Source organism: Vreelandella sp. ssv (assembly GCF_059448525.1).
Genome location: NZ_CM182545.1, coordinates 4,150,231 through 4,175,330, shown reverse-complemented (window position 1 = coordinate 4,175,330; position 25,100 = coordinate 4,150,231). Strand labels below are relative to the sequence as shown.

Here is a 25,100-nt window from a genome sequence, read left to right as displayed (position 1 = left end):
TTAGTCGATAAGGCCTAGGTAATGCGGCCGGTGATGTAGTTTTCGGTGTGTTGCAAACGGGGGTTGGTAAAGACCTGATCAGTAGGCCCGTACTCAACCAGCTCACCTTGATGCAAAAAGGCGGTGTAGTCCGATACACGCGCCGCCTGTTGCATATTGTGAGTAACCAGTACCAGTGTCAGCTTCGACTTGAGGTTACGTATCAACTCCTCAATTTTAAGCGTTGATATAGGGTCTAGCGCTGACGCGGGTTCATCAAGCAGCAGTACGTCGGGCTGAACTGCTAAGGTGCGGGCGATGACTAAGCGCTGCTGCTGACCACCGGAAAGCTGCCAAGCGGAGCGATGCAGGCGGTCTTTAACTTCATCCCAGAGGGCGGCGGAGGTTAATGCCCACTCAATAATGTCGTCTCTTTTGCGTTTTGGGAGACGCTGCTGCAGACGCAGGCCAAAGGCAACGTTTTCATAAATCGACATAGGAAAGGGGTTTGGGGTTTGAAACACCATCCCGACACGTCGCCGAAGCTCGGTCACATTGGTTTGTGGATCATGGATATCTTGCCCTTCCAGCGTGATTTTGCCGCTATGGGTCACTGTCTCATTGAGGTCGTGAAGCCTGTTAATCGCTCTTAACAACGTCGATTTACCGCATCCCGACGGGCCAATGAAAGCCGTCACGCGGTGACGCGGGACACTGAGGGTTAAGTCGCGTAACGCCTCTTTCCCCGCATAGGCGAGGTTCAAGTGATCGATACTCAGGCAGCTGTGCTCGGACGAAAAGCGCGTCACTGGTGCCTGAGAGGTATTGGCTGAATGTGATGACGCTAGCATTCGTTTCCTCGTTGACGCCTTAGATAATGACGCAGAAATATGGCAGTTAGATTAAGCAACAGCACAATCAACACTAAAAGTAGCGCTGTGGCGTAAACCAGCGGTATGGCAGCCTGCACATCTTCACCGTGAAAGGCGGTATCAAATAAATGATAGCCAAGGTGCATGAACTTGCGTTCTAAATGTAGGTAAGGAAACTCACCGTCGATGGGCATTTGTGGCGCCAGTTTGGCAACGCCTACGAGCATTAGTGGTGCTACTTCACCGGCCGCGCGAGCGACCGCTAAGATCACCCCTGTCAGCATGGCGGGTGCCGCCATGGGCAGCACAATGCGGGTGAGCATCTCCAAGCGGGTAGCACCCAGCGCCACGGCACCTTCGCGCTGCGCCTCAGGAATGCGTGCCAAACCCTCTTCCGTGGCCACAATCACCACCGGCAAGGTAAGCAGCGCAAGGGTGAGTGATGCCCACAAAAGACCGCCGGTGCCAAAAGTAGGCGAGGGCAGAGTATCACTGAAGAACCACTCATCCAGCGAGCCGCCGATACCATAAACAAACACCCCCAAACCAAAGACGCCATACACAATAGAGGGGACGCCCGCCAGGTTGCGCACGCCAATGCGTACCAGGCGTGTCAATCGCCCCTGATGCGCGATCTCATTGAGATAAATGGCAGCCAGTACGCCAAATGGGGTCACGATCACAGACATTAAAATCACCATCAGCACCGTACCAAAAATCGCTGGCCAAACGCCGCCGTGGGTATTGGCAGCTCGTGGCCCTTCGCTGAGAAACCGCCAAACGGCATCACCCCACGCGTGGCTTTTCTGCCACCAGGCCATGGCATTGGGTGCCTGAGCGCTAAGCACATTGGCCAGCGGTTGGCGCAGGGTCTGGCCGTTCGCCGTCGCGAGCAGTAGTTGGCTCTCTTGACGTTGGCTGACAGGGAGGGCCAAGAGAGTGGTTAACCGTTGCCAGGCTGCCTCCCCCTCCCAGCGCTGGCCATCCTGCTCAATGGCCACCAAACGGCCGACAAAGTCACCCCAGGGGCTGCGCTCTAAGCGAATCAGGTCATTGGGTTGGGCGCGTTCAACAATGTCGTCAACGGCTACCCAGCGCCAGCGTACTCCCTCGATATCCTGGTTGCCGGTAAAGTAGAGGCGTTCATCGCCTGCCTGCTGGGGCAGCGCAACTTCACGTACGGCTTCGCCTGCAAAGGACTCGCCTGAGCTAAGAGTGACCTCTTCTAGCGTGGCGGGCCAAAAGTGACCTAGGCCGCGTACCAGCAGTAAAGCCAGCAGGGCACCGAGCATCAGTAAAGAGAGCGCTACGCTGGCCGCGCATAGCCAAGGCCATAAATCATTAAGCCAATTAAAACGAGGGCGACGAGAAGCGGTGCTGGTCGAGGCAGAGGTCATGATGTGCCTCCCATCTGGCGATAACGGCGGCGCAAGCGTTGGCGAACAACCTCAGCGAGGGTGTTGACCAGGAACGTGAAAATAAACAGCACCAGCGCGGCCAAAATCAGCAGGTGGTAGGTCAAGCCGCCTGGGGATGCTTCAGGGAGCTCAATGGCAATAGCCGCGGCCATGGAGCGCATGCCTTCAAAGGGGCTGGCGCTGAACAGCGCTGTGTTGCCACTGGCCATCAGCACAATCATGGTTTCGCCCACTGCACGGCCCGCGCCGATCATGATCGCCGAGAAAATACCTGGGCCTGCAGCCGTTAGGCCAACTTTCCATAGCGCCTGCCAACGGCTGGCGCCCAGCGCCTGGGCGCCTTCAATTAAGCTAGCAGGCACATCGGCCAGTGCATCTTCTGCCAGTGAGTAAATGCTAGGAATGACAGCAAAGCCCATGGCAATGCCGACAATCAACGCATTGCGGGTGGCGTAATCCATCCCAAAGCGCTGGTCGAGCAATTGGCGTAGATCGCCACCTAACCACTGTTGCTCGATCCATGGGGTGAGCCATAGCACTAACGCCATCATTAAAGCGAGCCAGGGCACCAGCCAAAGACCTGCCCAAGAGAGCGGTAAGCGTCGGCGAAGGCGTGTTCTGGCCAGTTGCCAGAGTAAGCCTGCAAGTCCGGCGCTGAGTGGTAACCAGATGATCACTACTAACGCGCTGGCTAGGTGACGTTCTATCCAAGGCGCCAGAATGAGCCCGGCAATAAAACCCACCACTACGCCAGGGATAGCTTCCATCATTTCTAAGGCGGGCTTGATGCGCACGCGCAGGCTCGCTGACATAAACAGTGCAGAGTAAATCGCCGCACCTAGGGCCACGGGAATAGCGAACAGCAGCGCAGCAAGCGCGGCTTTTAGCGTACCCCAGGCCAAGGGGGAAAGCTTGGCCATGGCCAAGGTGTCGCCAATTGCCAGCAGCGGGAGAGTTTCCCATACCAAAAAAATGCCAATAGCGAGAATTGCCAGCAGCACGCCTACGCCACCCGCAGTGATTAAACCGGTGGCCACGCGATCTTGCAGCAGCCGGAGCGGCTGTCGAGAAGAGGTTAACCGAGGTGGGATCATGTCGCTATCATGACAAAACTAGGCATGGCAAAACCGGAGTGATCACAGTGCTGACCAGTATGTATTGAAAGAGTGTGTAGTGAAAAAATCAGGCACTGAAAAAAGTACATAGAATGACTCCTTACCCTAAGGCACTTATGTGACATTTAGATGACACTGATCTACCACCTTTGCTGTGCGGTAAGGTCACTGGTGGTTAAGGGAACGAAACCGGACGCACGAGCGATTTGTTGACCCTCCTCGGACACAATCAGCGCTAGTAGCGCCTGCTCTGCGGGCGGTAATGTTTCACCTGGCGGTAGGTTCACATAAAGGTAAAGATAGCGCGACAGTGGGTAGTCACCGCTCTGTATCGCCGCTTCATCAGGCGATATTGCAACACCATCATCGTTATAAAGACTCAAGGCGTGGACTGCGGGGGTAAGATGGTTAAACCCCGCGTAACCCATCGCATTAGGGGATTCCCCGACGGCGGCGACTACCGCTGATGAACCTGGATGTTCACTGATATCGTTGCGAAAATGTCCGCCGCATAAAGCACGCGCTTGAAATAACCCGTGGGTGCCCGAGGCAAGGTTCCGCCCATGTAGTGCAATACTGCCAAATGACCAGTCGCGGGTTGCTGAGAGTTGCTCCCAGCGCCGAATGGGCGCTTTTGCTCCACAGGTCAGCGAAGTGGAGAAAATGGCATCAACCTGCTGTCGGGTGAGCGCGCGTAAAGGATTATGCCGATGCACGACAACGATAAGTGCATCACGGGCCACTTTTAACTCCAGCGGTGGGTAGCCATAGCGCTCAACAAAGTTATCCCGCTCTTCAATGGTCATCGGGCGAGACATAGGACCCAGCCGAGTGGTGCCGGCCATCAGCGCCGTGGGTGCGCTGGCGGAGCCACTTGCTTGAAATTGCAGGTTTACATTGGGATAGCGAGTGGTCAGCGTTTCGCCCCAGCGCAGCATCAAGCCTGCCATGGTGTCAGAGCCCACCGCGCCTAAGGTGCCGCTGATCGATGACGCTTGTTGACCCCAGGTAAGGGGCGCCACCAGTAACAGGGCTATCATCAACCAGCACTTTAAAGTGTGCTGTAGCGGGCAAGGGCGACGCTTATAAGCGAAAAGAGTATGCACAGGAGTATTCAAACAAGCGTCCTCTTATGGTTAACTGAATCCATTCTATCGTGTTGCGATGCAGCAATGCCCACTGACAACTTGCCAATCTGCAACCTTTACAACAATAAACTGACTAAGCGACTAACTTATGACTCTTCTGGAAACCGATTTGGATGATGTCCCCGCCCCTCAAGGGCAGCTTACGTTAAAATTACTGGCCTCCCGCCAAGATACCAATCTTTACGGTGATATTCCTGGTGGCTGGTTGGTCAATCATATGGATCAAGCGGCAGAACTTGCTGCCGGGCGCGAAGCGGGTGGTCGAACGGCCACCGTGGCGATTGAAGCCATGGACTTTTTAAGTCCCGTTCGTGTGGGCTCAATGGTCAGTGTTTACACCCAGGTACAAGAGATTGGTCATAGCTCAATCAAAATTGATGTAGAGGTCTGGGTACGACCACCCCACGGGCAGCGGATTGAAGAGCGTCAAAAGGTGACAGAGGCGCGTTTCGTGATGGTTGCGCTTGATGATAACGGGCGTATTAGAGCGGTACATAGCGAGTAGCTACTGCCAAAGAGACAGTTTTCAATAGCAAAAGGGCGCCGAGTGCGCCCTTTTGCTGTATTTGCCGCTTACCGGCTTAGCGATCTATTAACCACCAACGCTATCACGGTTCTTAAGGTAGGCGTATTCGCCAACATCACTAAACGGACGCAGGAGTTTCTGGAACGCAGAGTAAGACTCGTATACACGACGTGACTCTTCGTCGCTGTCTACCTGGCGCTGAATGGCTTCCTGTGACGAGGTATAAAGCGCCGCCATGACGTCTTCAGGGAAGGTGCGCAGCTGAACACCGTGCTCATCGACCAGTGCTTCCAGTGCCTGGGCGTTGCGGAAAGCGAATTCGCTGATCATAGCGAGGTTCGACGCCCGTGCGGCTTCACGGATCACATCCTGTAGGTCTTCTGGCAGCGCGTTCCAGGCATCCAGGTTGATCGTGCCTTCCAGCACGGCCGTTGGCTCGTTCCACGCCGAGGTGTAGTAATAGTCAGCCACTTGGTGCAGACCAAACGCCAGATCGTTATACGGACCTACCCAGTCAGCAGCATCCAGCGCGCCGGTTTGCAACGAGGTGAAAATTTCCGAGCCCGGCATATTCACAGTGCTAACGCCAATGCCGTTCATGGCTTCACCCGCCAGGCCTGGCAGGCGTAATTTCAGCCCCTGCATATCTTCCAGCGAGTTGATCTCTTTCTTGAACCAGCCTGCCATCTGCGTGCCGGTATTGCCGACAGCGAACGGTTTCAGGTTGTGATTGGCGTATATCTCATCCCACAGTTCCTGACCGCCGCCATGGTACAACCAGGCGTTCATTTCGGTGGTGTTCATGCCGAACGGAACGGCGGTGAAGAACTGCGAGGCAGCGACTTTGCCGCGCCAATAGTATGATGCCGAATGACCCATTTCAGCAGTACCAGCTGCTACCGCATCGAATACTTCCAGGGCAGGTACAAGCTCACCCGCTCCATGTACACGAATCTGCATACGGCCGTTGGAGAGCTGCTCTACCCGGCGAGCGAAATCATTAGCACCCGTGCCGAGGGCCGGAAAGTTTTTCGGCCACGAAGTGACCATGTCCCAGGTATAGGTCTCTTGAGCGCTTGCGCTTGAGGTGGTGACAAAGGGGGCAGCAGCGACACCGGCGGCACCAAGGCCAACGGTTTTAAGAAAGTGACGGCGTTGCATATTGAGCAAAACTCCAAAGTTAAACATACTGTTGTTATAGGACGCTGAGTGCGTGGTATCCGCTGGTTAGTATGCTGTATAGCGAATTTAGCCCGCAAGCCTGATTAATCATCCGAGGCGTCTTTCATGCTGTTGCCATGGCGTACCAGCCAATAGCAACCGCCTAATGCCAAGACCGCAACCGATAGTGCGCCTATTTGCCAGGGGTCGATAACTTCCATATCCAGCACCATAAACTTGCGCACCAGCGCCATAATGGCAATCAACACCACAATTTCAACGTGAATGAAGCCTTTGCCGCTGGTCATTGTACGGATGATGGAGTTGTTGAACTCCATGGCAATCAAGACAGTAAGAATCATGTCGAACAGTGCTTGAAACACGCGATAATCAAAGGGATCGCGGCTTTGAATAAACAGCAGCTCCACCACATGAATGACCAGATAATACATGGCGACCAGCACAGCGCCGCCGATGGCGAGGGTCAGCACCATCGAAATTAAGCGTTCAAAACGCTGGTAGCCGCTGAGTGCCTGCCAGCCGTTACTCACTTCTGGAAATAGGCGTTTTAAGCGCTGCTTCATAATGACCTCAATTGGGCGCCATAGGCGTAATTAATGAGAAGTTAATGAGAAGTGAATAGATCGTTGATTTACAGCGGCGTTAACTTGGCAAAGCCAAGCACTAACCATTTGACCCCTTCCCCTTCAAAGCTGACCTGCACACGGGCGCGGGCACCTTCGCCTTCTGCGTTAAGAATAATCCCTTCGCCAAATACCGGGTGCTCAACGCCTTGGCCGACGTGCAGGCTGGGTATATCACCGCTGCTTTCAACGCTTTGCTGAGCAAAGGAGGTGCGTGATGCGGTGACCGGGCGGGAAATATGCCCGCGTAGACGGACTTCTTCGAGCAGGTGCGGCGGTAGCTCGCGCAAAAAGCGTGACGGGCGTGGGAACACCTCTTTGCCGTGCAAGCGGCGGGTTTCGGCGTGTGTGAGGTAGAGCTTCTGCATGGCGCGGGTGACGCCGACGTAACAGAGCCGACGCTCCTCTTCGAGCCTGCCCGGTTCCTCCAGGGACATCTTGTGAGGAAAGAGTCCCTCCTCGACACCGGCAATAAAGACAACGGGAAACTCCAGGCCTTTGGCGGAGTGCAGCGTCATTAACTGTACGCTGTCTTCAAACTCTTCAGCTTCATGGTCGCCGGCGTTAAGGGCGGCTTCAGAGAGAAACGCTTCCAGTGCGGCCATGCCTTCGCCCGCTTCGGGGGCTTCAAAGACATCGCCTTGGGTAAAGGCACGGCCAGCGTTAACCAGCTCTTCCAAGTTCTCGACCCGCGCCTGGCCTTTCTCACCGCGCTCGCTTTTATGGTGCTCTATCAACCCCGTATGCACCGTGACGTGATCGATAATCTCGTGCAGCGCCATGCCGGAAGCATCGTTATCAAGCTGCTCGATCAGGTTGGCGAAGTTTTGCACGGCATTGGCCGCGCGGCCTTTCAAGGTGCCGTCGTTAATCGCATCGTGGAGTGCCTGCCACAGCTGAATGCCTTGTTCACGGGCACGTAGGCGGACAATCTCCACTGTGCGTGTGCCAATACTGCGGGTGGGGACGTTGATCACCCGCTCTAGCGAGGCGTCGTCATCGCGGTTGAGCATCAGGCGCAGGTAAGCCAGGGCATTTTTGATTTCCAGGCGCTCGTAGAAGCGGTGACCACCATAAATACGGTAGGGCATGCCTTGGCGAATCAGCGTCTCTTCCATCAGCCGCGATTGGGCGTTTGAGCGGTAAAGAATGGCAATATCGCGGCGGTTAAAGCCTTCGTCGACCTTCTCCTTGATGGTATCGACGATATAGCGGGCTTCTTCCAGGTCGTTAAACCCGGCGTAGATCGAGATCGGCTCGCCTTCGATGCCGTCGGTCCACAGGTTTTTACCCATCCGCTCGCTGTTATGACTGATCAGCGTATTGGCGGCTTCAAGAATCGCGCTGGTGGAGCGATAGTTCTGCTCTAGGCGCACGGTATGGGTTTGTGGGAACTCCTGCTCAAAGCGGCTGATATTTTCCACTTTGGCGCCACGCCAGCCGTAAATCGACTGGTCGTCATCACCGACGGCGGTCATCGGCGTTTTCATGCCGGTGAGCAGTTTTAGCCAGGCGTATTGCAGGGTATTGGTATCTTGAAACTCATCAACCAGGACGTGACCAAAACGCTCCTGGTAGTGGTTTAACAGCGCCGGGTTGTCGCGCAGTAGCTCCAGGCTTCGCAGCAGCAGCTCGCCGAAATCGACCAGGCCGCCGCGCTCGCAGGTCAGTTGGTAGCGCTCGTAGAGCTCGACCATCTGGCCCATGTAGGCATCGCCATCCACATTGACCTGGTGCGGGCGCAGCCCCTCCTCTTTGCAGCCGGAGATAAAGTGCTGCACTTGGCGGGGTGGGTAGCGTTCGTCGTCGATCGAGTAATCTTTCAGCAGCCGTTTGACCAGGCGTAGCTGATCGTCAGAATCGATAATCTGGAAGTGTTGCGGCAGCCGGGCATCCTGCCAGTGGGTGCGCAGCAGGCGGTGGGCGATGGAGTGAAAGGTGCCTACCCACACATGGCGCATCGAGATGCTCAGCAGTGCCTCGAGGCGGGTGCGCATCTCCTTGGCGGCTTTATTGGTAAAGGTGACCGCCAGCAGCGCGTAGGGTGACAGCCCTTCGGCCTGCATCAGCCAGGCAATGCGATGAACCAGCACGCGGGTTTTGCCCGAGCCTGCGCCTGCGAGCACCAACAAATTACCTTGGGGGGCGCTCACTGCTTCGCGCTGGGCGGAGTTGAGCTGATCGAGAATCGCCGTGACGTCGTCCATAGTAGCCGCTGCCGGATCAAAAAATAGGCGGCTAGTCTAGCACAGCCAGCGAACTGGCTGTGTATACAGGTTAGCGATTAGGGCTCTTCTGGGAAGCGCAATGTGTTAAGGCTCTTTTTAACCGCTTTGAGCTGTTCGGCGAGTTTCGGGCCGCGGGTTTTGGCCACACCGACGGCAAGTACGTCGATCAGAACCAGATGGGCTATGCGTGAGCTAAGCGGGGTATAGATTTCGGTGTCTTCGTGGACATCGATATACAGCGGGAGGCTGACCTCTTCGGCGAGTGGCGAGCCGCTGGGGCAGAGGCCAATGACTGTCGCGCCCGCCTCACGGGCCAAACGCACGCTGGCGACCAGCGCTTTGGTGCGCCCCGTTTGCGAAATGGCCACCACCACGTCGCCCTCTTTTAGGGTCACCGCCGACATATTCTGCATATGCGGGTCGGCGTAGGCGGAGGTGGAGATTTGTAGCCGAAAAAATTTGTGCTGAGCATCGAATGCCACCGCACCAGATGCACCAAAGCCGTAAAACTCAACGCGGTTGGCCATCGCCAGCGCATTCACCGCACGCCCCAAAGACTCGTTATCCAGCCGGTCACGCACAGACAGCAGTGTGCCCACCGTAGAGTCAAAAATGCTGTGGGAAAACTCAGCGACCGAGTCGCTATCGTTCATTGAGAACTGCGCAAACTGGCTGCCGCTGGCCAGCATTTGCGCTAGCTGTAGTTTGAAGTCCTGAAAGCCGTTGCACCCCAGCGCACGGCAAAAGCGCACTACCGTGGGTTCGCTCACGGTGGCTTCGGTGGCCAGATCCACAATGCGCATGTGGATGACCTCTTCGGGGTTGCGCAGTACAAACCGCGCCACTTTTTGCTCGGAGCGTCGAAAGTGCTCCATGCGGCGTCTCATTTCATCGAACAGGGCGCGACTCACGTTCAGCTCCTTGGGTGCTCAACCAACAGGTATTCAACAGTACGCCAATATACGGCCGTTTCTGCGTGTCTGCTCATTGTTATGTTTTGCGTGCATTCAATGCTGATGAACACAGTATGCCTCAATGAGTGGATAGGGCCACCAACTATCGGGCCGTGTCTTGTCAGCGTTTAAAGGTCGTTAGTGAGTTTTTTTAAGATCCGTCATCATTTTGTCAAGTAGGTTATAGTAATAATTGAAGTGCCGCACTGCATCATAACAGTCGTCACGGATGCAGGTGGACTAAGGCATATTCATCTGGAGGAACGTCGATTATGAGAAACGTCGAACGAATCACCTCGGTTAAAAGCGAATTGCTCGACATTTTTATGAGTTTGCAAGTGGATGAGCATGCTCAGCGCCAGCGTAGCGCTGCCCAGCGTAGCTTAAGAGCGCGCCGTGGTATTGAGCTGCACAGGGAGTTCCAGAAATTATCGCGGGATATCGCCCCCTTGCCCGATGAAGATCGGCAAGAGAGCGAATTGCACTGAGACAAGCAACCAACAGGATAGTGGCAGCTTATCTTAAATAAGCCCTGTCACGAACACGGCAATAACACCAACGGGCGCTATATAGCGCGCGATGATGTTCCATACGTTCTTGCCAGTCGAGGAAAGGCCTAGTTCGGCTTCTACACTGTTGCGCTCTAAGCACCAAGCGGTGAAGAGAATTGCTCCCAGCCCGGTTAGCGGCAGCATAATTTTGCTGGTCAACGTATCAAGCAAATCAAACACGCCCAATCCAAACATGAGCGGCTCGCTCCATACGTTGAACGATAGCAGCGCCGCAATGCCCAGAAGCCAAGCGCCCACACCGGCCACAATAGTTGCCGTAACACGGCTTAGCGGCGTGCGCTCTTCAATGAACTCAACCACGGGCTCAAGCAGTGAAATGGCGGATGTCAACGCCGCAAACGTCAGCAGTAAAAAGAACATCAGGCCCAATATCATGCCGCCATCCATATTGCCAAACGCTAACGGCAGAGTGACGAAGATCAACCCCGGCCCGGAAGCAACATCCAGGTTATTGGCAAACACGATCGGGAAGATGGCCAACCCAGCACCTAGAGCGATGACTGTATCCATGATGATCACGGTGCGGGCGGTTTGTAGCAGGTTGATGTCTTTGCCCAGGTAAGAGCCGTAAGCCATCATAATGCCCATGCCCAGTGAGAGGGTAAAGAAGGCGTGACCCAGGGCGGCTAGCACGGTTTCTGCTGTGAGCTTGGTCCAGTCCGGGTTGAACATATACGCCAGTGCTTCGCCAAAGTGGCCGGTCGACATGCCATAACCGATCAATACGACGAGTAGCATTGCGAGTACTGGCATCAAAATGCGTACAGCACCTTCCAGGCCCTTGGTAACACCGCGGGCAACAATGCCAATCACTAGCAGCATAAAGATTGAGTGACCCAGCAGTAGTAAGCCTGGGTTGCTTAGCATGCCGTTAAACAGTGCGCCAATGCCGTCGGCGTCTTGGCCACTAAATGCTCCGCTTACCGAGTTTAAGGTGTAGTAAAGCGACCAGCCGCCAATCACGCTATAAAACGACAAAATCAAAAAAGCCCCGATAATGCCGCTAATACCTACAATAGCCCAGGCTTTCGGCTTTTTCGACGTGCGCGCCAGCTCAGACATCGTGCTGGCCGGGTTCTTTTGACCACGCCGCCCCAGTAGCCACTCAGAGACGAGAATGGGCAAACCAATCAGCGCGATACAGAGTAAATAAACAAAGACGAAAGCAGCACCGCCGCTTTCGCCCACCATGTAAGGGAATTTCCAGATATTCCCTAGGCCCACCGCTGAACCAGCGGCAGCCAGCACAAAGGTCATCTTTGATGACCACTGCGCATGCGCAAGCTTCGCCATACATCACCCATTTAGTCGATTATTGTGTCAGTCACTGCGTGTTGTACACGCTAGTTTTCGAAAAATAGCGTTATTGTCAGCGTCTTTTTTCGAAAGTAAGCGCAATTTATCTGATCAACAGCAAGCATGCCAGTTAGCTGACCTAAAAAGGTGGGCTAAAACAGCTGGCTTTGCTTTTCTCCAGCGAAGGGGCCTAGAGGGGGTAGTGGCGTCACTTCTCCAAGTGCGTTGTAGAGTAAACGGGCCATATGGGGGGACTCGCGATTATCCGCAGTATGCACAAATAAGAAAGGGGTTTTCCCCTGATTTATCCACAGCTTTAGTTGGGCTTTCCAAGCAGTGAAGTAGTTGCTGTTTATCGTTTTGTCAATATGGCCAATGAAGCGAATCACCGGATAGTTGGCCGTGGAAAGTACGTGTAATGGGAGTTTCGGCTTTTCTTGCTGAGCATGGGCGAGCCCCGGATGGCCGTTTGCCGGTGTAGAAAAAACCGGACGTACGTCGAGCATCACGCGGTTGGCCGAATAAGTTATCAACAGGCGGTTCAGGGCAACTTCTGCGGCTCCCTTGTGGAAAAAATCAGGATGGCGTACTTCCACGGCGCAAGGCAGATGTGAAGGCCAGGCAGCGAGCAGTGCTTCAAGTTGCGGCAGCTCTTGGGGGCCAAAATCGCGTGGTAATTGCACCATGGTAGGACCAAGGCGGTCGTGCAGTGGTTCAAGCGCGGCTAAAAATGCCCAGGCGTCCTCTAAGTGGGTAAGCCGTTGATCATGGGTGACGCTGGCAGGTAATTTAAAACAGAAGCGAAAGTGGGAGGGTGCTTGGCGTGCCCAGGCAGCGACCGTTTCTGGCTTTGGTATTCCGCTATAAAACGTAGTATTGCCTTCGACGCTCGAAAAGACCGCCGCATAGTCACTTAATAGCTCGGTTTTGGCATGGCGCGGGTAAAGGCTGCCCAGCCAGTCTTGATTGGCCCACATGGGTAAGCCTAAATAGAGCGGAAGCGTCATTGATGGCGTGCCTAGGTTCATAAGATCAAGCGCTAATGTAACAGTTTAAAATACCAGCTCGTTAAGGTGAGGGCGGCTTTTAGGTGTAGTAAGGTGCGGAAAAAGTGAAATTGTTAAGGCACCGATAGCGCTACTATGTAGGTATAGCCTTTTATGGGCAGATATAGCCGTTTATAAATAGGATAATTCCATGAGTTCAGCGTACGTTAGCAGTGATGAAATCCGTGACCAGTTTTCCAGCGCGATGTCAGCGATGTATCAGCAGGAAGTGCCGCAATACGGCACTTTGCTTTCATTGGTTGAGGCAGTCAATCAAGAGGTGTTAGCTGCTAACCCTGCGCTGAACGGTGCGCTGCAGAAGAACGATGAGCTAGCCCGTATCAACGTTGAACGCCACGGCGCGATTCGCGTGGGCAGTGCGAGCGAGCTTGCGATGCTGAGGCGCATGTTCGCGGTGATGGGAATGGAGCCGGTAGGTTATTATGACTTATCAACGGCGGGCGTGCCCGTTCACTCCACGGCGTTTAGGCCGGTCGCTGATAGTGCACTCAAGCGTAACCCCTTTCGCGTATTCACCTCGTTACTGCGGCTTGAGCTGATAGAGAAGAGCGACCTTAGAGAGCAGGCGAGCGCCATTTTAAGTGAGCGCGATATTTTTACCGCTAACGTAAAAATACTGATTAAGCGTTTCGAACAGCAGGGCGGTCTCAACGCAGAGGATGCCGAGCGGTTTGTGCAGGAAGCGTTGGAAACGTTCCGCTGGCATGACAAAGCAACCGTCGACTTGGCGACCTACGAGCGTTTGCATGATGAGCATCGCTTGATTGCTGATGTGGTCTGTTTCCGTGGACCCCACATTAACCACCTAACGCCTAGAACGTTGGATATTGATGAAGTACAGCGGCGTATGCCCAGTGTCGGCATTGACCCTAAAGCGACTATCGAAGGACCTCCGCGTCGCAATTGCCCGATACTGTTGCGCCAAACCAGCTTTAAAGCGCTGGAGGAGGCGATCGCTTTCGCGGACGCTGCTGAGGGAAAACACACCGCCCGCTTTGGCGAAATCGAACAGCGTGGTATTGCGTTAACCCGAAAGGGACGCGAGCTTTATGATCGGCTGCTTGCGGCAGCGCGGGAGAGTGCTCCGATGGCTGCGAATAACGACGCGCATCAGGCGCATTTAGCAGAAGTGTTTACCGAATTCCCCGATGATTACGCCACCCTGCGTCGTGAAGCGCTAGCTTTCTTTCATTACCACGCGGTGAAGGGCGTGCCGGTGCAAGGGCCAGTGTCAGAAGCACAAATCGATCAACTGATTGAGCAAGGCGCCCTATCAGCCACACCGATGATTTATGAAGATTTCTTACCAGTGAGCGCGGCTGGCATTTTTCAGTCCAATTTGGGCGAAAGCAGCCACGATAACTACGGCAGTAGCGCCAACCAACAGCAGTTCGAGCAGGACTTAGGCGCTACGGTCATTGATGAGATTGAGCTTTACACCCAGCGCCAACAAGCATCACTTGAGCAGGCGTTGGCGCAGTTAATGGGTTGAGCGATAGAGCAACCATGATCATTGATATGTTCAATACATTTAGGGCAGTAAAACGTTATGAGTAAAGGAAAGGTACTGGTATTACATGGGCCTAATTTAAATTTGCTTGGTAGCCGTCAACCTGAGATCTATGGTTACACGACATTAGATGATGTGAATAACATGTTGAGAGAGAAAGCGGTAATGGCCGACTGGGACATACTGTGTTTGCAAAGTAATCATGAGGGCGCCTTGATTGATGCGATCCATGCCGCGCGTCTTGATGGCACCCAGGCCATCATTGTGAACCCGGCTGCCTATACGCATACCTCCGTAGCTATTCTTGATGCCCTTAATGCTTTCGATGGCACAGTGATTGAGGTGCACCTATCTAATGTGCACAAGCGAGAAGCCTTCCGGCATCACTCCTATGTCTCGCTGCGTGCCGATGGTGTAATTGCCGGACTAGGGGTTCAAGGCTATAAAGCTGCGTTAGAGGCGGTGATGGTGGCGACTAATTAATATGTAATCGTATTTGCTCTATTTTATTTTTTAAAACAGGCAGATACACATTGATCAATGTGTCGAGATCGACCCGGGCAGCGTTGGTACTGATGTTGATTGCGCCCATTAAATGCTGCTTGGCGTCGTAGACGGGCACCGCAATAGAACGAAGACCGGAGTCTAGCTCCTGATCAGAAATAGCATAACCTTGCTGCCGTGCTGTGATTATCTGGCTTCGGAGTTCATCGACGTCGGTCACCGTTTTATCGGTATAGGCTTCAAGCACAGCCGACGTTAAGAAGTGATCAAGGTCAGTATCGCTGAGTTGGGCTAGGAGTATGCGCCCCATGGAAGTATGCGCGGCAGGCAGCCTTGTCCCCACTGATAGCGTAATCGCCATTAAACGATGTTTGGCTGCTGAACGAGCCACATAAATAACATCACTACCATCAAGTACGCCGAGCGACGATGACTCCCCTGTTTCAGCGGTAATATCTTCTAAATATTGTTGAATAACATCCCTATAATTATTCGCCGATAAAAAAGCATAACCTAGCTGAAGGACCCGGGGCGCCAATTCAAAATAGCGTTGCTGCTTACGGACATAGCCTAGGGCATGGAGAGTGAGTAAAAAACGCCTGGCTTTTGCTCTGTTCATTCCTGTCCGCGAAGCAACTTCGCTTAATGTCATACGCGGATGCTCGTGATCGAATGCCTGGATAACCTCCAAGCCGCTAGCCAACGCTGTTACAAAATCACGGCTATCTTCACTCAGCATCTCTTCCTGCATTTTTATCATCCATTGCCTCGAAATCTAACAGAGAAGATTAACGCAAAAATGTTCGCATTGCGAACTTTTGTGTTTGTAAAAATATCCGCATTGACATGCTGCCGACCCTGTAAAGCAGTGTTTAGTGCTCTCTGCTACTAAAGTTGTGTTTTTTAATAGGTTAGCAACAAAGTAATCTCGACGATCAAGTTACGAATATATGTACGTATTACGAACAATAATTAAGCATGATAATGATTTAACAACGCACAGGAAGAAAAATGAATAAAATCCTTAGCTCTGCATATCTGGCTGCCTGCGGTAGCGCACTGGCGCTTGGGCTTACTGTTTCCTCCGCCAGCGCTGATGAATGGCCGACTAAAGATGTGCGTCTGGTAGTTCCTTACGCTCCTGGCGGCACTACCGATGTACTGTCGCGTCGTGTTGCCGACCTTCTTCAGCAAGAACTCGACGCGAATGTCATTGTGGAGAATCGCCCAGGCGCAGGTTCTACGGTAGGGACTGGTCGTCTCGCCCGTGGTGGGCGCGATGCCGATCACACAATTTTGATGGCATCCCCAGGCCATACTATCGGCGCCGCGATCTACCCTGATCTAACTTATGATCCTGTTGAAGATTTTGTCTTTCTTCAAAACATGATCGATATCCCCAATGTGATGGTGGTACCGGCCGATAGCCCTTACGAAAATGTCATTGATTTCGTGGAAGCCGCGAAAGAAGAGAATATGACTTTTAGCCACAGTGGCGTGGGTAGTTCCATCCACATGTCTGGCGAATTATTTAAGACACTGACTGATACCAACATGACCGCCGTGCCTTTTGCGGGCAGTGGCGCGGCGCTTCCTGCGTTACTGGGCGGCGATGTAGATGTGTCGTTTGAGAACATGCCAACGGTGCTTTCGCACATACGTTCCGGCGACCTGCGTGCGCTTGCCGTCACTTCCGCTGAGCGCTCCGAGTACCTTCCCGATGTTCCGACGCTGTCGGAAATCGGTGAATACAATCTGGACCAGTTCATCACGACTGCCTGGTTTGGACTGATTGCTCACAGCTCTTTCCCTGAAGAAGCGCAGAGTAAAATGCGCGAAGCCCTCGCTAACGTTATGGAGCGTGAGGAGTTTCTGGATTTCGCCGAGCAATTAGGCGCTGAACCAGGCCAAGTTGCTGGTGAAGAGTTCAAGCAGTTCATCACTGATGACTTGCAGCGTTGGAAAGAGGTTGCCCAGCAGGCTGGCATCAGCCAATAAGCTAAGCAGTCACCCGTAAGTAAAGGCGAGGGCATAGCCCTCGCCTGTCTTGTTTCTTTGGAGAAGGCAGCGATGACAACATCGGACCCCCATCGCCGGGTGAAGATAAAGGACATGGGTGATGTGATAGCTGGGGTAGTCCTGCTTGGTTTTGCCCTTGTGCTGGTTTTTTACCTGGTACCCAACTACATCAATGAACCACCGATACTGCAAAACCCGATGATGTCGCCCCAATGGCTGCCGCGTATCGTGGGCTGGTTGATAGTGCTGTTTTCCATACTACTCATCTTTCAGGGGGTGCTGGTATCTGGCCCTAGTGAGGAGGACGAGCGAACGATTGAAAAAGGCTCGCCACGGCGTTTTTTCATGATGATCGTCGCTTTAGGGATCTATGTAGCGCTGTTTGAATCGATGGGGGCGGTATTCTGCGGCATTCTGGCAACGCTGGTCCTGTTCGTAGCGCACCCTGTCCGCACGTGGTGGGTCTATAGCATGGCGTTCCTGTTTCCTATCGTCGTTGCATTCTTGTTTGTTGAAGTAATGAATGTGCCGCTTCCGATAATGCCAATTTGGCTCTGAATCGCTAATTTTTATTCTGGATGAGCTATGGAAAATTTTTCGGAAGTCATACACCTCTTCGTTAGCTTGGAGAACTTCCTGGCGATTGCGGTGGGCGTGGTCATTGGGGTGGTCGTTGGATCTATCCCAGGCTTGACGGCCACAATGGCGGTTGCTTTGGCATTGCCATTTACCTTCTCGATGCAGCCCATCGCAGCCATCCTGCTATTGGTCGGGATTTACAAGGGCGGCATGTACGGGGGCTCGATTACAGCCATCTTAATACGAACGCCCGGCTCACCAGCCTCCGCCTGTACGTTGCTTGATGGCTATCCTATGGCGCAGCAGGGGCACGCGAAAAAAGCCCTCAAGGCGGCGCTCTACTCCTCGGTTATCGCTGATTTTATCTCTAATATCGCCTTGATCTTCTTTGCCGCTTATCTGGCCAAGATCGCACTCAATTTTGGTGCGCCAGAGTTTTTCTGGCTGATCTGCTTCTCCTTGACCATCATTATCTCGCTTGCCAGCGGTTCCATGATTAAAGGGTTGATGGCTGCATTGCTGGGTATCCTGCTTTCCATGGTGGGGCTGGACGATGTCTTCGGCTCTCAGCGCCTTACCTTTGGCAGCTATAACCTGATGGATAGCATCTCCTTTATTCCCTTGTTGATCGGTCTGTTTGCCATACCGGAGATTATCGAGTTCTATCGCAAGAAAGCAGTGCCTCATATCAAGGCCAAAGCGAGCGGTGCAGGTTTGTCTTTCTCCGAGCTTAAACGCTGTATGAAAAGCATTGTTCGCGGGAGCTTGATTGGTGTCATTATCGGGGCCATTCCAGGAACCGGAGCCACTGCGGCGGCTTTCATTTCCTATAGCGATGCCCGTAGGCGATCTCCCAACAAGGCTAATTTCGGCAAAGGCGAGGTTGAGGGGGTCGCCGCTGCCGAGGCTGGCAATAATGGTGTTGCTGGCGCGACGATGATTCCCCTGCTTTCGTTAGGGATCCCAGGCGATGTCATCACGGCAATCATTCTTGGTGCCTTCATGGTGCATGGGTTGACGCCTGGACCGCTGATGTTCCAAGAGAATCTCTCTCTGATCTATGCATTGTTCATGGGCATCATGCTCAGCTCGGTTATCCTGCTGGTGGTCGGTAATGTTGCCATCAAGTATTTCTCACTGATTGCTGATATTCCCAAACCGATTCTCTTTCCCATTGTTCTGATGTTTTGTGTTTACGGCGCCTACGCGGTTAATAACGACACGTTCGATGTGGGGTTGATGCTGGCCTTCGGAGTACTGGGTTATATCTTCAACCGCGCTGCCATACCTGCCGCACCCTTTCTTATCGGGTTTATCCTGGGCCCGATGTTCGAAGATAACCTGCGTCGCTCGCTCTTAATCGGCTCCAATGATCTGTCTATCTTTGTGCGTGGCCCGATCACCTGGTTCTTTATCGCGCTGACAGTGGGCTCGATTGCCTTGGCGTTCTATCGCTTTCTGGAAGGACGCCGGAAGTCCCACCAGACCGATACAGTGTCGAAACGCACTTGACCATGAGTCTCTCTGGCGGCACTGCCCGTCAGGGAGAGGCAGGTGATGGATCAATAGCGCTGCCAAGCAGTGACAATCACAATATCTAAGTGGGAGATGACGCGATGGCGGGTCCGTTGGCAGGCTTGCGCGTACTGGATTTAAGCCGTGTGATGGCGGGTCCATGGTGCACGCAGATACTGGCCGATATGGGGGCCGAGGTCATTAAGATCGAACACCCCACGCTGGGTGATGATACCCGCCACTGGGGTCCGCCCTGGCTAAAAGACCGAGAGGGCAACGATACCTCGGAATCGGCCTATTATCTTTCCGCCAATCGGGGCAAACATTCGGTGACCGTGGATATCGCCCAGCCGGAAGGCCAGGCGCTGGTGCGCGAACTGGCGGCTGAAAGCGATATTCTGGTAGAGAATTTCAAAAGTGGCGGATTGGCACGTAAAGGGCTCGATTACGCTACGTTAGAGGCGATCAATCCGAGGCTGATTTACTGCTCAATTACGGGGTTTGGCCAGACGGGGCCAATGGCGTCCATGGCCGGCTATGACTACTTGGTCCAAGCCCAAGCGGGGTTGATGAGCATTACCGGAGCGGCAGACGGCGAGCCGGGCGCCGGGCCGCAGCGGGTGGGTATGGCGGTCTCTGATCTAACCACAGGTATGAATGCGACCATTGCGATTCTCGGTGCGCTGCACCACCTTCATCAAACAGGTGAGGGCCAATATATCGATATGGCGTTGCTTGATGTTCAAGTGAGCTGGCTGGCCAATCAGGCGCTTAACTACTTCTGCAGCGGCACCCCGCCGACCCGTACTGGTGAGTATCACCCCAATCTCGTGCCTTACCAGCCGTTCCCTACCGCTGACGGCGAAAAAGTCATTATCGCGATCGGTAATGATGGGCAGTTCAAGCGTTTCTGTGAAGCAGTGGGGCGGCCCGAGCTAGCCGTTGATCCCCGTTTCAGCACCAATCCCGAGCGGGTCAAGCATCGGCTCGACCTGATTCCGGTAATGGTGCAAATCACACAGCGTCGCACCAGCCACGATTGGATTGAGATGCTGAGTGCTATCAGCGTCCCCTGCGGACCGATTCAGAATATTGCTCAGGTCTTTGATGACCCCCAAGTGCAAGCGCGGAATATGCAAATCGCGCTGGAGAGTGAAACCGGCACAGTGCCCGGCGTGGCCAACCCCATCAAGTACTCCCGGACACCCTTGGAGTATCACAAACCACCGCCGCGCCTGGGTGAAGATACGGATAACGTCTTAGAACGCTTATTGCGTAAAAGTGCTTCTGACATCAGCGTATTGCGGCAAAAAGGGGTGGTGAAATAGGCGCAAGGTTTGTCTAGCCGACCGTGACCCCTCCGCACACGAAAAGAGTCTGACCGGTAACGAAGCCGCTGCGTTCGTCGCAAAAGAAACTGACGGCTTGGGCCACATCTTCAGGCTGCCCCATGCGCTGTAGCGGGATATTATCAATGATGCGGCGAGCGCGTTCGGAATCGGGCGGATTGTTCTGCCAGAAGGCGCTGGTGGCAATAGGCCCAGGAGCAACGCAGTTGACCGTGATGCCGTGTTCCGCCAGCTCCAGCGCCCACGTCCGGGCCATGGATTGCAGCGCCCCTTTAGTAGCGCTATAGATAGTGCGCGCCTCCTTACCCAATACCACGCGGCTGGTGTTCAGTACGATGCGCCCCATGCCGTTAGCTTTCATCGTAGGCAGCAGCGCTTGAGTGCATATTAGTGCCGAGCGCACATTCAGATGCATCAATGTGTCGAAGTCTGCTAGCTGTGTCTCTTCAAGCATTGCCGGGGCGACGATACCCACGTTGTTGACCAGCCGGGAGACTGGATAACGCTTGGCGATTTCCGCCATTACACGACGAGTAGCGTCGGCATCGGCAAGATCGACCTGATAGGCGTCTACTTGTAAAGAGTCCGCCTCCGGTTCAACGATATCCACCACGATAACTTGGTAGCCATCCTGCTGGAGACGCAGCGCAATGGCTTGACCGATATTCCTCGCCCCACCGGTAACCACGGCGCAAGGTTGTTGAGAGGTTCTGTTTTGATCGGCGACATTGTGCATTTTGATTATCCTTGACTGCAATAATGTTTGTTTTTGTATGAATTCAGGACTTAAAACGTCATTAGCCCAGACAATGTAAGTAGCCAGATGATCAGACTAAGCGTAAAGAAGGACGCCACTGTCGCCACCAGCATCGTGGCAGCACTGACACCGCCCAAGTTATAGCGTTGGCCAAGCAGTGGGTAAATGCTGATCATCGGCGAGGCAGCGAACAGCACCGCTCCCGCCATGTAGAGTGGATCAATGCCGGGCATTAGATAAAAGGCGATAAAAATGACCAAAGGATGAATGAGGAGTTTACCGACAACAATCTGACTAACATCCCTTGCCATGCCTTTAACCTGCAAGCCAAATAGCGCGCCGCCGATCACAAACAGTGCCGCTGGCCCCGCAGCTTCTGCCAGCATATCGATGGCTTTAAACAGCGGGTTTGGAATCTTAAGTCCACTCACTGCCAAGAAAATACCGACCAGTAAGCCTACCAGCACGGGGTTTTTGATGAGGCTATAGGCCGTTTGCTTAACCGTTTGCCAAATGCTGGTTCCGTGGTGGCTGCCCATTTCAGCCAGAATCAGCGCCACAGGGATAATGATCAATGTCTCAATCACCATGTTTAGCGCCAAAAGCACCGCCGCTGGGGAGCCAATCACCATAACGGCAACAGGGTAGCCGACAAAACCGCTGTTGGATGCCGCCATACCCAATGCCTGCATCGCACTGGCATTCAGTGGTTGACGCTTTAGCTTCAAACAAAGCAGCAATCCTGCACTAAAAATAGCAATGGAGCCCAGGCCATAAGCGATCAGGTAGTTGAGCTGAAAAATCTCTTCCAGAGGCTGCTGGGTTAACGCGCGAATCACAAGGGCAGGTAGCGCGCAGTAGAGCACAAATACGCCGACCCCCTGCATCTGTTCGCGCTGGATAATACCGCTCCACCTCGCTAAATACCCTAAACCAATCAGTAGGAATATGGGTGTCGTAATACTAAGAATAGCGAGCATCGCGGCCTCTTAAGCGCATGAAGACAGATAGTCATGTTCGAATCACGAATAATTGTACGTCATTTTGCCAGTGCTTCGTGGTCATAACTCTGTAACAAGAGCTTTGTATTGTGCGCCACATAACCAGCATTTTATGGCATGGCGTGTGCAGACGGCGTGACGAGCTGCTCTATATAGTGCGTACGTAGCGGGATCACATGAGGATCAATCTGTTCAGGGGCGATACGGTCAGCGGTAAAAAAGCGAAATGCATCCACCCCCTGAAACACAAACAGATCAACGCCCGAAAGTGTTTTGGCGCCCGCCTGATGGGCGGCCTTTAGGAGCTCGGTGTGAGCGGGGATGTAAACCGCATCAAAGACCCAATGTTGGGCACCCAGCCCAGCGGTATCAATCGGGCAGCCAGGGTGGTTGATGTGACCAATGGGCGAGCAGTTAACCACACCCTGCCACTGAGGCAGTTCTCGCTGCGCCTGCTCCGGCGTGATGCAATCTGCGGTTATACCCATGGCGTTAAGGTCACGGCTAAGGCTTTCCCCCCGAGCGCTATCGCGTTCAAGAATATGAATGCAGTTTGCTGCCAGTTCGCCTAATGCACAGGCCACCGCGCGGCCCACGCCTCCAGCGCCGATCAAAAGTACATCGCCCGCTGGCTGGTTGCCGAAAGAGTGGCGGTAAGCGCTGATAAAGCCTGTGTAGTCAGTGTTTTCAGCGCGCAGCCCCTCAGCGTCAAACAGCAGTGTGTTGGCAGTGCCTACCCGCTGTACGCCTTCACCGCGGATATCGGCCAGCTGTGCAGCTCTTTCTTTAAAGGGGAAAGTAACGTTGGTGCCACGATAACCCTCGGTGCGCAACGTTTGGATGGCGCTGGGAAAATCAAAATCTGCCACCCCCCGGCTATCGACTAAATCGTAGCGTACCGGCTCGCCTACCGAGGCACCCAGGCGTTCGTGCAAATCGGGAGATTGCGATTTGGCGATGCCTTCGCCTACCAATCCGAGTTTGATCATGCTTGGTTCTCCCCTGTGTCATGGTTTGGCGTTTCTTGGGCAATGCCGTCAATTTCAGCTTCCAGTCGCTGCTGCGCGGTCACACGCACAAACGCATTTGGCGCGCCCAGCCCTTGGTAACCCTCACGCTCCACCAGTTCAAAGAAGAACGCCTGACGGCCGGGTTGGGTATATAGCTGATGGAAGTCGCCGCCGCTGTCCTGATCAAAGAGGATATGGTGCTCTTGCATCCATTGCAGGGTTTGCGCCGGTAGGTCGAAGCGCGCCGCCAGATCGCGGTAGTAATTACCGGGAATTGGCAGCACTGCTGTCTCCGCCTGCTGCAGTGCGGCGCTGGTGTCGCGCATGGAGTTAGTGCGCAGGGCGACATGATGAATCCCCGAGCCGCCGTACTGGCGCACAAAACGGTTGCTGGCGGTATCCGGCGAGGCACTGGCGTTAAGCGCCAGGCGGAAGCGGCCGTTGTCGTTCTGCAGCACTTGGCTTTGGATAAGACCGCGCGGGTCGGTCACATCGAAGGAGGGGGTTGGCGCCAGCTGGAAAATAGCGCGGTACTGCAGCATCAGCGAGAGGTAGTCGTGGTAGGAGAGCGCCACGCTTATGTGGTCGATATCCACTAGCGCCCCCTGGGGGACGGGCTGCACATCGACAGGGAACTCGCGGTCCCAGGTACGGCTTAGCTGTGAGTCATCAATAATATAGGAGAGGCTACCGTCCACATTGCGCAGTGCGCTCATACGGTGGCTGGCGCCCACCTCTTCGGGCTCAACGATGGCATAACCCAGTTTGTCCGCGCGCTTGAACGCTTCATAAGCGTTGCCCACGCGCAGGCCAATGGCAGTGATGGCGGTAGCGTCGCGCCCCGGCACACGACCGGTGAAACTCGCGTCGGTGTTGAGCACCAGATTGACGTCACCCGCTGCCCAACGCTCGGCATTCAGCGTGTGGTGTCGCCCCACGCAGGCCATGCCCAACGCGCTGAGTAACTCGCGCAGCGATTTCAAATCATCGGGTTCAACGGCGATTTCCAGAAAGGCTACCGACTCGATCGGCTGGGGCGCGGGAATGCCGCTGTCACTCTGCATGCTGCGAAGCAAATTGTACGAGCGTAAACCGTCACGGGCAGTCTGGTCGCTGTGGCCCATGCGGAAGACATCATTAAATATCTCGTGGGAGAGCGGGCCGTCGTAGCGGGTCTCTTCCAGCATGGCCATGAACTTATCCATCTGCAGCTCTCCCTGGCCAGGGAAGCAGCGATAGTGGCGGCTCCACGACAGGTGATCCATGGAGAGGCGCGGCGCATCGGCGGTCTGTACCAGGAAGATGCGATCCCCCGGAATGCGGCCAATGGTGCCTAGCTCCGTCTGGCGGGAGAAGATATGGAAGGTGTCCAGTACCAGGCCGACATTGGGGTGAGCGGCACGGCGCACTACTTCCCAGCTGTCGCGGTAGTCGTGAATATGGCGGCCCCAGGCCAGCGCCTCATAGGCCACGCGCAGGTTACGTCGCGCGGCACGCTCGCCCAGTTCATAGTAGTCATCGGCGGCGCGGCTTAACCCCGGTAGTGAATCAGGGTGGACGGTACTGCACGCCATCAGCAGGTCCGTGCCGAGTTTTTCCATCAGGTCAAACTTGTGCTCGGCCCGGTCGAAAGCCCGCTCCCGCGCGCGTCCCTGAAGACCTTCAAAATCGCGAAACGGTTGCAGCGTGACCAGCTTAAGGCCGCGCGAGCGAATCAGCTCGCCAGCCTCCCGCGGCGTTCCGGTGAACGCGGTTAGATCGTTTTCAAACAGCTCAAGCCCCTCAAAGCCTGCCTGAGCAATGGCGTCTACCTTCTCTTCCAGCGAGCCGCTTAGGCAAACCGTGGCAATGGATGAGTACATGGCATCACGCTCCTT

At 54.3% G+C, this 25,100-nt stretch carries 23 protein-coding genes; 8 read left to right on the top strand and 15 right to left on the bottom strand.

Annotated elements, in window-relative coordinates; all coding sequences use genetic code 11:
* Nucleotides 1-14: 14 nt before the first annotated feature.
* From pstB to AC5TBW_RS19115, 4 genes are all read right to left on the bottom strand, one after another.
* Entirely contained in the window at nt 15-830 is an 816-nt protein-coding gene (gene pstB, locus AC5TBW_RS19130) for a phosphate ABC transporter ATP-binding protein PstB (protein WP_495510068.1), read from the bottom strand.
* Entirely contained in the window at nt 824-2,248 is a 1,425-nt protein-coding gene (gene pstA / locus AC5TBW_RS19125) for a phosphate ABC transporter permease PstA (protein ID WP_495510067.1), read from the bottom strand. Before pstA ends, pstB begins: the two co-directional genes overlap by 7 nt.
* Nucleotides 2,245-3,363, bottom strand: coding sequence for an ABC transporter permease subunit (locus AC5TBW_RS19120; RefSeq protein WP_495510066.1), 1,119 nt, complete (start codon nt 3,361-3,363; stop codon nt 2,245-2,247). Before AC5TBW_RS19120 ends, pstA begins: the two co-directional genes overlap by 4 nt.
* A gap of 161 nt (nt 3,364-3,524) precedes the next feature.
* Nucleotides 3,525-4,424, bottom strand: a complete 900-nt coding sequence (locus tag AC5TBW_RS19115; protein ID WP_495510065.1) for a PstS family phosphate ABC transporter substrate-binding protein — start codon at nt 4,422-4,424, stop codon at nt 3,525-3,527.
* A 196-nt stretch (nt 4,425-4,620) separates the two neighbouring features.
* Here AC5TBW_RS19115 and AC5TBW_RS19110 point away from each other — a divergent pair, with 196 nt between their 5' ends.
* Complete coding sequence (locus AC5TBW_RS19110) at nt 4,621-5,037, top strand: acyl-CoA thioesterase (protein ID WP_495510064.1); 417 nt, start codon at nt 4,621-4,623, stop codon at nt 5,035-5,037.
* Nucleotides 5,038-5,124: 87 nt separating this feature from the next.
* Here AC5TBW_RS19110 and AC5TBW_RS19105 read toward each other — a convergent pair whose 3' ends face one another.
* The 4 genes from AC5TBW_RS19105 to hexR all read right to left on the bottom strand — a co-directional run bounded on the left by AC5TBW_RS19105 (nt 5,125) and on the right by hexR (nt 10,002).
* Nucleotides 5,125-6,219: a TRAP transporter substrate-binding protein gene (locus tag AC5TBW_RS19105; protein ID WP_495510063.1), complete on the bottom strand. Its 1,095-nt coding sequence runs from the start codon at nt 6,217-6,219 to the stop codon at nt 5,125-5,127.
* Between the two features lie 104 nt (nt 6,220-6,323).
* Nucleotides 6,324-6,803: a phosphate-starvation-inducible PsiE family protein gene (locus AC5TBW_RS19100; RefSeq protein WP_495510062.1), complete on the bottom strand. Its 480-nt coding sequence runs from the start codon at nt 6,801-6,803 to the stop codon at nt 6,324-6,326.
* A 68-nt stretch (nt 6,804-6,871) separates the two neighbouring features.
* Complete coding sequence (gene uvrD, locus AC5TBW_RS19095; protein ID WP_495510061.1) at nt 6,872-9,070, bottom strand: DNA helicase II; 2,199 nt, start codon at nt 9,068-9,070, stop codon at nt 6,872-6,874.
* 77 nt (nt 9,071-9,147) lie between these two features.
* Complete coding sequence (gene hexR / locus AC5TBW_RS19090; RefSeq protein WP_495510060.1) at nt 9,148-10,002, bottom strand: transcriptional regulator HexR; 855 nt, start codon at nt 10,000-10,002, stop codon at nt 9,148-9,150.
* 314 nt (nt 10,003-10,316) lie between these two features.
* Here hexR and AC5TBW_RS19085 point away from each other — a divergent pair, with 314 nt between their 5' ends.
* Nucleotides 10,317-10,532, top strand: a complete 216-nt coding sequence (locus AC5TBW_RS19085; RefSeq protein WP_035556145.1) for a PA3496 family putative envelope integrity protein — start codon at nt 10,317-10,319, stop codon at nt 10,530-10,532.
* A gap of 33 nt (nt 10,533-10,565) precedes the next feature.
* Here AC5TBW_RS19085 and AC5TBW_RS19080 read toward each other — a convergent pair whose 3' ends face one another.
* Complete coding sequence (locus AC5TBW_RS19080; protein ID WP_495510059.1) at nt 10,566-11,909, bottom strand: sodium-dependent transporter; 1,344 nt, start codon at nt 11,907-11,909, stop codon at nt 10,566-10,568.
* Between the two features lie 155 nt (nt 11,910-12,064).
* Nucleotides 12,065-12,919: a DUF72 domain-containing protein gene (locus AC5TBW_RS19075; protein ID WP_495510058.1), complete on the bottom strand. Its 855-nt coding sequence runs from the start codon at nt 12,917-12,919 to the stop codon at nt 12,065-12,067.
* A gap of 190 nt (nt 12,920-13,109) precedes the next feature.
* Here AC5TBW_RS19075 and hglS point away from each other — a divergent pair, with 190 nt between their 5' ends.
* Nucleotides 13,110-14,471, top strand: coding sequence for a 2-oxoadipate dioxygenase/decarboxylase HglS (hglS, locus tag AC5TBW_RS19070; RefSeq protein ID WP_495510057.1), 1,362 nt, complete (start codon nt 13,110-13,112; stop codon nt 14,469-14,471).
* Between the two features lie 57 nt (nt 14,472-14,528).
* Nucleotides 14,529-14,972, top strand: a complete 444-nt coding sequence (gene aroQ, locus AC5TBW_RS19065; protein ID WP_495510056.1) for a type II 3-dehydroquinate dehydratase — start codon at nt 14,529-14,531, stop codon at nt 14,970-14,972.
* On the opposite strand, the gene AC5TBW_RS19060 is transcribed toward aroQ, so the two are convergent.
* Nucleotides 14,965-15,744 carry an IclR family transcriptional regulator domain-containing protein gene (locus AC5TBW_RS19060; RefSeq protein WP_495510055.1) on the bottom strand — a complete coding sequence of 260 codons (780 nt, stop codon included), beginning with the start codon at nt 15,742-15,744 and terminating at the stop codon, nt 14,965-14,967. The two genes, aroQ and AC5TBW_RS19060, sit on opposite strands and share 8 nt — an antisense overlap.
* 260 nt (nt 15,745-16,004) lie before the next feature.
* Between AC5TBW_RS19060 and AC5TBW_RS19055 the strand changes: the two genes are divergently transcribed.
* The 4 genes from AC5TBW_RS19055 to AC5TBW_RS19040 all read left to right on the top strand — a co-directional run bounded on the left by AC5TBW_RS19055 (nt 16,005) and on the right by AC5TBW_RS19040 (nt 20,434).
* Entirely contained in the window at nt 16,005-16,991 is a 987-nt protein-coding gene (locus AC5TBW_RS19055; RefSeq protein WP_495510054.1) for a Bug family tripartite tricarboxylate transporter substrate binding protein, read from the top strand.
* A gap of 72 nt (nt 16,992-17,063) precedes the next feature.
* A complete protein-coding gene (locus AC5TBW_RS19050) occupies nt 17,064-17,570 on the top strand; it encodes a tripartite tricarboxylate transporter TctB family protein (protein WP_495510053.1) in 507 nt (168 codons plus the stop codon).
* Nucleotides 17,571-17,597: 27 nt separating this feature from the next.
* Complete coding sequence (locus AC5TBW_RS19045) at nt 17,598-19,103, top strand: tripartite tricarboxylate transporter permease (protein WP_495510052.1); 1,506 nt, start codon at nt 17,598-17,600, stop codon at nt 19,101-19,103.
* Between the two features lie 104 nt (nt 19,104-19,207).
* Nucleotides 19,208-20,434, top strand: a complete 1,227-nt coding sequence (locus AC5TBW_RS19040; RefSeq protein WP_495510051.1) for a CaiB/BaiF CoA transferase family protein — start codon at nt 19,208-19,210, stop codon at nt 20,432-20,434.
* Between the two features lie 13 nt (nt 20,435-20,447).
* Here AC5TBW_RS19040 and AC5TBW_RS19035 read toward each other — a convergent pair whose 3' ends face one another.
* The 4 genes from AC5TBW_RS19035 to AC5TBW_RS19020 all read right to left on the bottom strand — a co-directional run bounded on the left by AC5TBW_RS19035 (nt 20,448) and on the right by AC5TBW_RS19020 (nt 25,085).
* Nucleotides 20,448-21,191, bottom strand: a complete 744-nt coding sequence (locus AC5TBW_RS19035) for an SDR family NAD(P)-dependent oxidoreductase (RefSeq protein ID WP_495510050.1) — start codon at nt 21,189-21,191, stop codon at nt 20,448-20,450.
* A gap of 50 nt (nt 21,192-21,241) precedes the next feature.
* Entirely contained in the window at nt 21,242-22,192 is a 951-nt protein-coding gene (locus AC5TBW_RS19030) for an AEC family transporter (RefSeq protein WP_495510049.1), read from the bottom strand.
* Between the two features lie 131 nt (nt 22,193-22,323).
* Nucleotides 22,324-23,202, bottom strand: a complete 879-nt coding sequence (locus tag AC5TBW_RS19025; protein WP_495510048.1) for a shikimate dehydrogenase family protein — start codon at nt 23,200-23,202, stop codon at nt 22,324-22,326.
* Nucleotides 23,199-25,085: a bifunctional sugar phosphate isomerase/epimerase/4-hydroxyphenylpyruvate dioxygenase family protein gene (locus AC5TBW_RS19020; protein ID WP_495510047.1), complete on the bottom strand. Its 1,887-nt coding sequence runs from the start codon at nt 25,083-25,085 to the stop codon at nt 23,199-23,201. The genes AC5TBW_RS19025 and AC5TBW_RS19020 overlap by 4 nt, the downstream gene beginning before the upstream one ends.
* Nucleotides 25,086-25,100: the final 15 nt, after the last annotated feature.

Coding starts and splice junctions, on each gene's coding strand:
- uvrD (WP_495510061.1), bottom strand. CDS start 9,070: ATGGACGACGTCACGGCGATTCTCGATCAGCTCAACTCCGCCCAGCGC.
- pstA (WP_495510067.1), bottom strand. CDS start 2,248: ATGACCTCTGCCTCGACCAGCACCGCTTCTCGTCGCCCTCGTTTTAAT.
- hglS (WP_495510057.1), top strand. CDS start 13,110: ATGAGTTCAGCGTACGTTAGCAGTGATGAAATCCGTGACCAGTTTTCC.
- AC5TBW_RS19110 (WP_495510064.1), top strand. CDS start 4,621: ATGACTCTTCTGGAAACCGATTTGGATGATGTCCCCGCCCCTCAAGGG.
- AC5TBW_RS19055 (WP_495510054.1), top strand. CDS start 16,005: ATGAATAAAATCCTTAGCTCTGCATATCTGGCTGCCTGCGGTAGCGCA.
- AC5TBW_RS19025 (WP_495510048.1), bottom strand. CDS start 23,202: ATGATCAAACTCGGATTGGTAGGCGAAGGCATCGCCAAATCGCAATCT.
- AC5TBW_RS19085 (WP_035556145.1), top strand. CDS start 10,317: ATGAGAAACGTCGAACGAATCACCTCGGTTAAAAGCGAATTGCTCGAC.
- AC5TBW_RS19115 (WP_495510065.1), bottom strand. CDS start 4,424: ATGATAGCCCTGTTACTGGTGGCGCCCCTTACCTGGGGTCAACAAGCG.
- AC5TBW_RS19075 (WP_495510058.1), bottom strand. CDS start 12,919: ATGACGCTTCCGCTCTATTTAGGCTTACCCATGTGGGCCAATCAAGAC.
- AC5TBW_RS19080 (WP_495510059.1), bottom strand. CDS start 11,909: ATGGCGAAGCTTGCGCATGCGCAGTGGTCATCAAAGATGACCTTTGTG.
- AC5TBW_RS19020 (WP_495510047.1), bottom strand. CDS start 25,085: ATGTACTCATCCATTGCCACGGTTTGCCTAAGCGGCTCGCTGGAAGAG.
- AC5TBW_RS19030 (WP_495510049.1), bottom strand. CDS start 22,192: ATGCTCGCTATTCTTAGTATTACGACACCCATATTCCTACTGATTGGT.
- AC5TBW_RS19105 (WP_495510063.1), bottom strand. CDS start 6,219: ATGCAACGCCGTCACTTTCTTAAAACCGTTGGCCTTGGTGCCGCCGGT.
- AC5TBW_RS19045 (WP_495510052.1), top strand. CDS start 17,598: ATGGAAAATTTTTCGGAAGTCATACACCTCTTCGTTAGCTTGGAGAAC.
- AC5TBW_RS19040 (WP_495510051.1), top strand. CDS start 19,208: ATGGCGGGTCCGTTGGCAGGCTTGCGCGTACTGGATTTAAGCCGTGTG.
- AC5TBW_RS19100 (WP_495510062.1), bottom strand. CDS start 6,803: ATGAAGCAGCGCTTAAAACGCCTATTTCCAGAAGTGAGTAACGGCTGG.
- pstB (WP_495510068.1), bottom strand. CDS start 830: ATGCTAGCGTCATCACATTCAGCCAATACCTCTCAGGCACCAGTGACG.
- aroQ (WP_495510056.1), top strand. CDS start 14,529: ATGAGTAAAGGAAAGGTACTGGTATTACATGGGCCTAATTTAAATTTG.
- AC5TBW_RS19050 (WP_495510053.1), top strand. CDS start 17,064: ATGACAACATCGGACCCCCATCGCCGGGTGAAGATAAAGGACATGGGT.
- AC5TBW_RS19035 (WP_495510050.1), bottom strand. CDS start 21,191: ATGCACAATGTCGCCGATCAAAACAGAACCTCTCAACAACCTTGCGCC.
- AC5TBW_RS19060 (WP_495510055.1), bottom strand. CDS start 15,744: ATGCAGGAAGAGATGCTGAGTGAAGATAGCCGTGATTTTGTAACAGCG.
- AC5TBW_RS19120 (WP_495510066.1), bottom strand. CDS start 3,363: ATGATCCCACCTCGGTTAACCTCTTCTCGACAGCCGCTCCGGCTGCTG.